The sequence below is a fragment of the Geodermatophilus sp. SYSU D01105 genome, assembly GCF_054050095.1.
On record NZ_JBJGYR010000007.1, the window covers coordinates 231611 to 239523 of the forward strand.

Annotated in this window: 9 protein-coding genes; 4 read left to right on the plus strand and 5 right to left on the minus strand. The window is 75.6% G+C overall.

Annotated elements, in window-relative coordinates; translation table 11 throughout:
• Positions 1–246 precede the first annotated feature (246 nt).
• Genes ACI79I_RS09075 through ACI79I_RS09085 form a run of 3 tightly spaced genes read right to left on the minus strand, consistent with a single transcriptional unit; the run spans position 247 to position 2014 of the window.
• Complete coding sequence (locus tag ACI79I_RS09075) at positions 247–429, minus strand: hypothetical protein (RefSeq protein WP_456991986.1); 183 nt, start codon at positions 427–429, stop codon at positions 247–249.
• Positions 426–1541, minus strand: a complete 1116-nt coding sequence (locus ACI79I_RS09080) for a winged helix DNA-binding domain-containing protein (protein ID WP_456991987.1) — start codon at positions 1539–1541, stop codon at positions 426–428. The genes ACI79I_RS09075 and ACI79I_RS09080 overlap by 4 nt, the downstream gene beginning before the upstream one ends.
• Positions 1542–1573: 32 nt before the next feature.
• Positions 1574–2014, minus strand: coding sequence for a DUF1707 SHOCT-like domain-containing protein (locus ACI79I_RS09085; protein WP_456991988.1), 441 nt, complete (start codon positions 2012–2014; stop codon positions 1574–1576).
• A 95-nt stretch (positions 2015–2109) separates the two neighbouring features.
• Here ACI79I_RS09085 and ACI79I_RS09090 point away from each other — a divergent pair, with 95 nt between their 5' ends.
• Entirely contained in the window at positions 2110–2325 is a 216-nt protein-coding gene (locus tag ACI79I_RS09090; RefSeq protein ID WP_456991989.1) for a DNA-binding protein, read from the plus strand.
• Positions 2326–2338: 13 nt separating this feature from the next.
• On the opposite strand, the gene ACI79I_RS09095 is transcribed toward ACI79I_RS09090, so the two are convergent.
• Positions 2339–3544: a globin domain-containing protein gene (locus ACI79I_RS09095; protein WP_456991990.1), complete on the minus strand. Its 1206-nt coding sequence runs from the start codon at positions 3542–3544 to the stop codon at positions 2339–2341.
• 124 nt (positions 3545–3668) lie between these two features.
• Positions 3669–4085: a MarR family winged helix-turn-helix transcriptional regulator gene (locus tag ACI79I_RS09100; RefSeq protein WP_456991991.1), complete on the minus strand. Its 417-nt coding sequence runs from the start codon at positions 4083–4085 to the stop codon at positions 3669–3671.
• Positions 4086–4151: 66 nt separating this feature from the next.
• On the opposite strand from ACI79I_RS09100, the gene ACI79I_RS09105 reads away from it, so the two are divergent.
• From ACI79I_RS09105 to ACI79I_RS09115, 3 genes are all read left to right on the plus strand, one after another.
• Positions 4152–5999: an ABC transporter ATP-binding protein gene (locus ACI79I_RS09105; RefSeq protein ID WP_456991992.1), complete on the plus strand. Its 1848-nt coding sequence runs from the start codon at positions 4152–4154 to the stop codon at positions 5997–5999.
• 104 nt (positions 6000–6103) lie between these two features.
• Positions 6104–6730, plus strand: a complete 627-nt coding sequence (locus ACI79I_RS09110; RefSeq protein WP_456991993.1) for a dihydrofolate reductase family protein — start codon at positions 6104–6106, stop codon at positions 6728–6730.
• Between the two features lie 67 nt (positions 6731–6797).
• Positions 6798–7787 carry an LLM class flavin-dependent oxidoreductase gene (locus ACI79I_RS09115; RefSeq protein WP_456991994.1) on the plus strand — a complete coding sequence of 330 codons (990 nt, stop codon included), beginning with the start codon at positions 6798–6800 and terminating at the stop codon, positions 7785–7787.
• The last annotated feature ends 126 nt before the right edge of the window (positions 7788–7913 follow it).

Consider the following 7913-nt stretch of genomic DNA (forward strand, 5'->3'; position numbering starts at 1 on the left):
GCGGCGCGCCGGCTCTGCGTCCAGCTCGCGCAGGAAGCCGTCGAGCACGGCCTGCCGGGTCCGGGCGCCGGGGGCCGCCTCGTGGGCGCGGCCGGTCCGGGAGGCGATCCCGACCAGGTCCCGCAGGGCGGCGAGGGAGCCGCCGAGGTGCCCGGCGGCGCGCGGCGAGGTGACCCGCGCCGGAGCGGTGGGACGGTGGGCGGCGATGCCGTTCCGCGGTGCCCGCTGTCACGCCCCGGACGGCGGTCACCGCTCCGGTGCCTCCCGCTCCACCGAGCCGCCCGCCCGGTCGGCGTCCTCCACCTCGTCCTCGCGAGGGGCCACGGTCCCGGCCGGGCGCTCGACGTCGTCGGCGCCCGGTCCGGGGTCCTCGTCGAAGTCCCGCAACGCGTCGTCCGGCGCCAGGAAGGCGTCGTCGGGGCCGGTCATGGCTTCTCCCCTCCGTCGAACTGGACGTCCTCCAGGGTGCTCCCACGGAACGCGGCCAGCCGCTCGGCCTGGGCGGTGACCGCCTCCCGCAGCGCGGATGTCGGTGCGCGCCAGAGCTCGACGGCCACGGTGAGCGACGAGCCGGACTTCCGCGGCCGCCAGGTGCCGGCGACCTCCCCGTCGACCAGCACCGCGCCGGGCCGGCCGAGCCCCGGCCACAGCGCCTTCGCCCGGTCGGCCCGGGGCACCAGCAGCTCCCGGTCGCGGGCCTGCAGGAAGAGGTCGAAGGGTCCGAGCAGCCGCGTGCCCGTCGCCTCGGGGACCGCGGCCAGCCGGTCGGCGTCCTCGGCCGGCAGCCAGCGCCGCTCGCCGTCGACGGACACCTCGACGGCGTCCTGCGGCCAGCGGCCCTGCACGTCCTTGACCGGGGCGTCGAGGTACCCGGCGACCAGCTTCGGCGTCGTCGGCCCGAGCAGTCGCAGGCACGCCCGGACGACGTCGAACCGGGGCGGGACCGTCTCGCTCGGCACCAGCCCCGGCACCGGGCGCAGGACCGGCGGCGAGGTGCCCGGCTCGAGCTCGAGCCCGGCGCGCAGGGCCGCCAGCCGGAACGGCTGCTCGTAGAGGTGCGTGGCGTCGCAGGGCCGGCAGTACCGCAGGTACGGCTCGGGCATCAGCTCGGCCAGCCGCCCCGACACCTCGCCCTTGACCATGGGTGCGGTGACCAGCGACCGCATCGCGGCGGCGATCGCGTCCAGCGCCTCGAGCGTGCCGATGCCGGCGGCCTTGAGCGGCTTGGCCGCGTCGAAGATGCGCTTGGCGGCGTCGGCGTCGGAGAACGGCGCGGTGGCGGCGGCCACCGCCGGGAGGTCCTCGCGGCGGTACAGGTGCGGAGCGCCGCGGATGGTCCACACGGTCGCCAGGGCGTCGTCGGGCAGGCCCGCCACGTCGACGCCCCGCAGCGCCAGCGCCCACAGCCCGCCGTCGGGCCCGGTGTCCTGGACGCCGAGGTCGAGCAGCGCCGTGTCGGCCAGGCTCCCGGTCGCGCGGTCCAGTTGCTGGGCGGAGACCCGCAGGTCCAGGACCTGCCGGCGGCTCATGGCGAGGGGCACGCGGGGACGCTAGCGCCGGGGGGCGCGGGTCGTCAGCGCCGCGGCCGCCCGATGCCGACCGCGTAGAGCACCGCCAGGACCGCGCCGGGCGGGCCGGCCACCCAGACCCACCACGGGTGCACGAACTCGCCGCTGGTGAGCGAGACCAGGCCCCACACCACCAGGTTGATCGCGGTGATGCTGGCCCAGACGATGGTGAGCACGCGCATCGCCATGCCGCCGGCGTCGTCGGAGAACGCGCCACCCAGCGGCATCGGCCGGGGTGCCGGTGGGGCGGGTGGCGGCTCGGGCAGGTCCCGGGTGACGGCGGCGAGCTCGCCGCGGGTGCGGGCCGCCCACGCCGACTGCACGCGGGTGTCGAACTCGTGCAGGTCCAGCTGGCCGGCCGCGACGGCGCGGCGCAGCCGCTCCTGCACCACGGCCCGCTCGGGGTCCGAGACGCGGAACTCGTCGGGGCGCACGGGGTCGGTCACGCCGCCGATGGTGGCACCTCCGGGGGCACGGTCGGGGCCTCGCCGTGGCGCGGCCGGTGCGATGAGTTCCGCGCCCGGCCGCGGTCAGCCCTGCCGTGGACGACACCCCGCGGCCGCTGCCGCGCTCGATCGGCTCGCCGGCGACCCGGGCCCTGACCGTCATCGGCGTCACCGACCTGCGCGACCTGACCGGCTGGACGGAAGGTGAGCTGCTGGCTCTGCACGGCGTGGGCCCGAAGGCGGTGTCCCGCCTCCGGGACGCCCTCGCCGAGCACGGGCTGTCGTTCGCGCGGACCGGTGCCGGCCGGTGAGCCGACACCGAGCTCAGTCGGCGTCGGCCTGCCACAGGTCGGGGCCGAACACCTCGTACTGGATGTCCCGGGGGGACACCCCCCGGTCCAGCAGCGTCTGGCGGACCGCCTTCATGAACGGCAGTGGGCCGCAGAGGTAGTGGACGGCGTCGTCGGGCAGGTCGACCTCGGAGAGGTCCATGACCCCCTCGGAGACGCCGTCCACCGGCAGGCTGCACTCGGCGCCCCGCTCGAACCACACGTGCACCCGGCCCTCGGGCAGCGCCCGGACGTCGTCGAGCACCTGGTGCCGCAGCGCCCAGGACGCCTCGTCGACGTCGGCGTGCAGCAGCGTGACGTCGAGGTGCGACCCCGCCTTGGCCAGGTGGGAGAGCATGCCGGCCATCGGGGTGATGCCGATCCCGGCGCTGGCGAACACCGCGGGCCGGGAGTCGTCGAGGACGACGTCCCCGAAGGGCAGCGACATCGTGACCGTGTCGCCCACGTCGACCCGGTCGTGCAGCAGGGTGGAGACCTCGCCCTCGGGCTTGTCGCCGCCGTGCACGCGCTTGACCGCGAAGGAGCGGTGCTCGCCGTCGTCGGCCCGGGTGAGGCTGTACTGCCGCGGCTGCTGGATGCCGTCGGGCACCGGCAGCCGCACGGTGACGTACTGGCCGGGCAGGGAGGTCTTCACCAGCCGGTCGTCGATGCGCTTGACGGTGAAGACGGCGACGTCCTCGGTCTCCCGGAGCTTCTCGACGACCTCCCACTCGCGCCACACCGTCTCGGGCCGCACGCCGCGGGCGCTGTAGAGGCCGCGCTCCTGGTTGATCAGCGCCCAGGCCATCAGCCAGTAGACCTCGTCCCAGGCGGCGGCGACCTCGGGGGTGACCGCGTCACCGAGGACGTCGACGATCGCCCAGAAGAGGTGGTCGTGCACGACCTGGTACTGCGCGGGCTGGATCCCCAGGGAGGCGTGCTTGTGCGCGACCCGGTTGAGCAGGTGCTCGGGGAGCCGGTCGGGGTGGTTCACCAGGGCGCTGGCGAACACCGCCACCGAGCCGGCCAGCGCCTGCTGCTGGGTGCCCTCGGCCTGGTTGCCGCGGTTGAACGTGCCGTCGAGCAGTTCCGGGTGCTCGCCGAACAGGTGCGCGTAGAACCGCTCGGCGATCGCGCCGATGTTCTCGCCGACCACGGGCAGGGTGGCCTCGATGACGGGTCTGGCCTTCTCGGAGAGCACGGCGGAGTCCTTCCCCCTCGACTGGTGTGACGGGTTCGTCACGCGCAACCCCGGTAGCCCGGAGGCGTCGCCGGTACGCATCCGGTCGCACCCCATCTGTTCCCGCGCGGCCGCCGGGGAGGCCTCAGTCCGCGAGGTCGCGCAGGATCCGTGCCAGCGCGGCCCGGTCGGCCGGGTCGAGGCGGGCGAAGAGGTCACGCGTGTCGGCCGCCCGTGCGGCGGCGACCTCCTGCTGCACCCGGCGCCCGGCGTCGGTCGGGGTGAGCACCACGGCGCGGCGGTCGGTCGGGTCGGGGGAGCGGCTGACCAACCCGCGCGCCTCCAGGGCGTCGGCGACCTCGGTCGCCGAGCGCGGCGCGATGTGCAGGGCCTCGGCGAGGTCCGACAGCCGGGTGCCCTCCCGCGTGCAGACGGCGCGCAGCGCACGGGCCTGGTGCGGGGAGAGCTCCCAGGGGGCCAGGGCGTCCCGCCAGCGCCGGCGCTGGGTGCGGGCGACCCGCATGAGCAACTCGCCCAGCCCCTCGGCGTCGTCGTCGGTCACGGCGGGGATCCTACCGGAGCTGCTACGGTTGCCTCATTGTGAGGTAACCCCAGTATCTGTCGGGAGGTGGTCGTCGTCGACGAGATGACCGGAGGTGGTGGCGGGGGCGGGCGCTCGGGGCGCACCGTCGACCCCGCCGACCGCGCCCAGCTCGAGCGCTCCCCTGTGCCGCTGCGCCGGGTGGCCGCCCTCTTCGCCCCCCACCGGTGGCAGGTCGCCGCGGTGGTGGTGCTCATCGTCACCGCCTCGGTGGTGGCGCTCGCCTCGCCGTTCCTCGTCCGGCTCGTGATCGACGAGGCGCTCCCGCGGCAGGACGTCCCGCTGCTGGCCTGGGCCGTCGCCGGGATGATCGCGGTCGCCGGCACCACCGCCGTCCTCGGGGTGGTGCAGACCTGGATCTCCACGACCGTCGGGCAGCGCGTGATGCACGGCCTGCGGACGGCGGTGTTCAGCCACCTGCAGCGCCAGTCGCTGGGCTTCTTCACCCGCACCCGCGGCGGGGAGGTGCAGTCGCGGCTCACCCACGACATCGCCGGGATGCAGTCGGTGGTCACCTCGACGGCGACCTCGCTGGCGTCCAACGCGACCACCGTCGTCGGCACCGTCGTCGCGATGGTCGCGCTGTCGTGGCGGCTGTCGCTGCTCTCCCTCGTCGTCCTGCCGCCGGCGGTGCTGCTGACCCGCAAGGTCGCGCGGATGCGCCGGGCGGTCACCGCGCAGCGGCAGCGGGCCCTGGCCGACCTGCACGCGCAGGTCGAGGAGGGCCTGTCGATCAGCGGCGTGCTGCTGGGCAAGACCCTGGGTGCCGGGCCCGCGCAGTCCCGCCGGTTCGCCGACACCTCGCAGGGCCTGGTCGGCCTGGAGGTGCGCTCCCAGCTGGCCGGCCGGTGGCGGATGGCGACGATGAGCATCGTCTTCGCCGGGATCCCGGCGCTGATCTACCTGGCCGCGGGCCTGCCCGCGACCTCGGGCGGGATGACGATCGGCACGCTGGTCGCCTTCACCACGCTGCAGGGGGCGCTGTTCCGCCCGCTCATGCAGCTGCTCGACGTCGGCGTCTCGGTCACCGCCTCGATGGCGCTGTTCAGCCGGGTGTTCGAGTACCTGGACCTGCCGGTGGAGATCGACGACCCCGCCGACCCCGTGCCGCTGGACCCCGCGGCGGTGCGCGGGGAGGTGCGCTTCGAGGGCGTCGGCTTCACCTACCCCGACGGGCACCGACCCGCGCTGGCCGACGTCGACCTCGCCGTGCCGGCCGGGACGACCCTGGCGCTGGTGGGGGAGACCGGCTCGGGCAAGAGCACGCTGGCCTCGCTGGTCGCGCGGCTGGCCGACCCGACGACCGGCCGGGTGACGATCGACGGCCTCGACGTCCGCGACCTGTCCCTGGCCACGCTCGCGCAGGTGGTGGGCGTCGTCGCGCAGGAGACCTACCTGCTGCACACGACGGTGCGCGAGAACCTGCGGCACGCCCGGCCCGGGGCCACGGACGCCGAGATCGAGGACGCCGCCCGCCGCGCCCAGGTGCACGACGTCATCGCCGCGCTGCCCGACGGGTACGACACCGTGGTCGGTGCGCGCGGCCACCGGTTCTCCGGCGGGGAGAAGCAGCGGCTGGCGATCGCCCGCACGCTGCTGCGCGACCCGCGCGTGCTGGTGCTCGACGAGGCGACCAGCGCGCTGGACACCGCCACCGAGCGCGCGGTGCAGGCCGCCCTCGACGAGGCCAGCCGCGGCCGGACGACGATCACCATCGCCCACCGGCTCTCCACCGTGCGCGACGCCGACCGGATCGCGGTGCTCTCGGCGGGCCGGGTGGTGGAGAGCGGGACGCACCAGCAGCTGCTCGCCGCCGGGGGCCGCTACGCCGGGCTCGTGGCCGCCGCCGACCGGGACGTCGCCCTCGCCGCCTGAGGAGGGGACCCCTGGGGCGACCCGTCGATGAGAAGGCGCCGCGTGCGCCGTCCTACCGGGGAGACCACCCGGCGCAGGCCGGGCCGCACCCGAGGAGGACCCCGATGCGACCGCTCGTCGTCACCACGTTCGTCACCCTGGACGGCGTCATGCAGGCCCCCGGCGGGCCGGGCGAGGACCCGGAGGGCGGGTTCTCCTACGAGGGCTGGCTGGTGCCGCACTTCGACGAGGACCTCGGCGCCCAGATGGAGGAGTGGTTCGTCCCCGCACAGGACTTCCTGCTCGGCCGGCGCACCTACGACATCTTCTACGCGTCCTGGCCGAAGATGCGGGACGAGAGCAGCGCGGTGTCGACCGGCCTCAACGACAAGACCAAGTACGTCGCCTCGCGGAGCCTCCCCGCGGTGGAGTGGGAGACCGCGCGGCTGCTGGAGGGTCCCGTGCCCGACGCCGTCCGGGCGCTCAAGGCCGAAGACGGCGGGGAGCTGCAGGTGCACGGCTCGGCCGGGCTGGTGCAGACGCTGCTGCGAGAGGACCTGGTCGACGAGCTGCGGCTGGTCGTGTTCCCGGTGACCCTCGGCCAGGGCAAGCGGCTGTTCGGCGAGGGGACGATCCCGCGCACCTGGCGGCTGACCGCGACGAAGGCGACCGGCTCGGGCGTGCTGATCGCCACCTACCAGCGGGCCGGTGAGGTGGAGACCGGCTCGGTGGGGCCCGAGTACGAGGAGTGACACACCCGGGAAGGACGGCGGCCCCCGACCCGTTGCTCCTGGCAACACCACGTGAAAGGCCGTCGCCATGAGCTTGCCGCTGTCCATCCTCGACCTCGCGCCGATCGCCAAGGGCGCGACCGCGGCCGACAGCATCGCCGCGAGCGTCGCGCTCGCGCAGCGTGCCGAGCAGACCGGGTACCGCCGGGTCTGGTACGCCGAGCACCACAACATGCCGCACATCGCGTCGTCCGCGACCAGCGTGCTCATCGCGCACGTCGGCGCGCAGACCTCGTCCATCCGGCTCGGGGCCGGCGGCGTCATGCTGCCCAACCACTCGCCGCTGACGATCGCCGAGCAGTTCGGCACCCTCGACGCGATGTACCCGGGCCGGATCGACCTGGGCCTGGGCCGGGCCCCGGGCTCGGACCAGAACACCATGTACGCGCTGCGCCGCGACGCCCGCTCGGCCGACCGCTTCCCGCAGGACGTCCTCGAGCTGCAGGCCTACCTGGCCGGCGAGTCGCGGGTGCCCGGCGTCGACGCGATCCCGGGGAAGGGGTCGCGGGTGCCGCTGTACGTCCTGGGCTCGTCGATGTTCGGGGCGTCGCTGGCCGCCGCGCTCGGCCTGCCGTACGCGTTCGCGTCGCACTTCGCCCCGGCGATGCTCCGGCCCGCGGTCGAGGCCTACCGGCGGGAGTTCACGCCGTCGGCCCAGCTCGACGCGCCCTACGTCATCGCCGGCGTGAACGTCGTCGCGGCCGACACCCGGTCGGCGGCCGAGGAGGCCCACGCCGCCGTCCGACGGACGCTGGCCGTGGGGCTGTTCGGCCGTGGCCGCACGCTGTCGGACGACGAGGCGCAGCTGCTGCTCGACGGCGGCGCGGGCCTGCACGTCGACACGATGCTCACCCACACCGCCGTCGGGACGCCGGCCGAGGTCCGCGAGTACCTCGAGGGCTTCGCGAAGGAGGCCGACGCCGACGAGCTGATCGTGGCCCACCAGTTCCCCGGCACGGAGGGCCGGCTGCGCTCGGTCGAGCTCACCGCCGAGGCGATGGAGACCGTCCGCGCCTGACCCGTCCGGGGGGGGGGGGGGGGGGGGGGGGGGGGGGGGGGGGGGGGGGGGGGGGGGGGGGGGGGGGGGGGGGGGGGGGGGGGGGGGGGGGGGGGGGGGGGGGGGGGGGGGGGGGGGGGGGGGGGG

Coding starts and splice junctions, on each gene's coding strand:
- ACI79I_RS09075 (WP_456991986.1), bottom strand. CDS start 429: ATGACCGGCCCCGACGACGCCTTCCTGGCGCCGGACGACGCGTTGCGG.
- ACI79I_RS09110 (WP_456991993.1), top strand. CDS start 6,104: ATGCGACCGCTCGTCGTCACCACGTTCGTCACCCTGGACGGCGTCATG.
- ACI79I_RS09115 (WP_456991994.1), top strand. CDS start 6,798: ATGAGCTTGCCGCTGTCCATCCTCGACCTCGCGCCGATCGCCAAGGGC.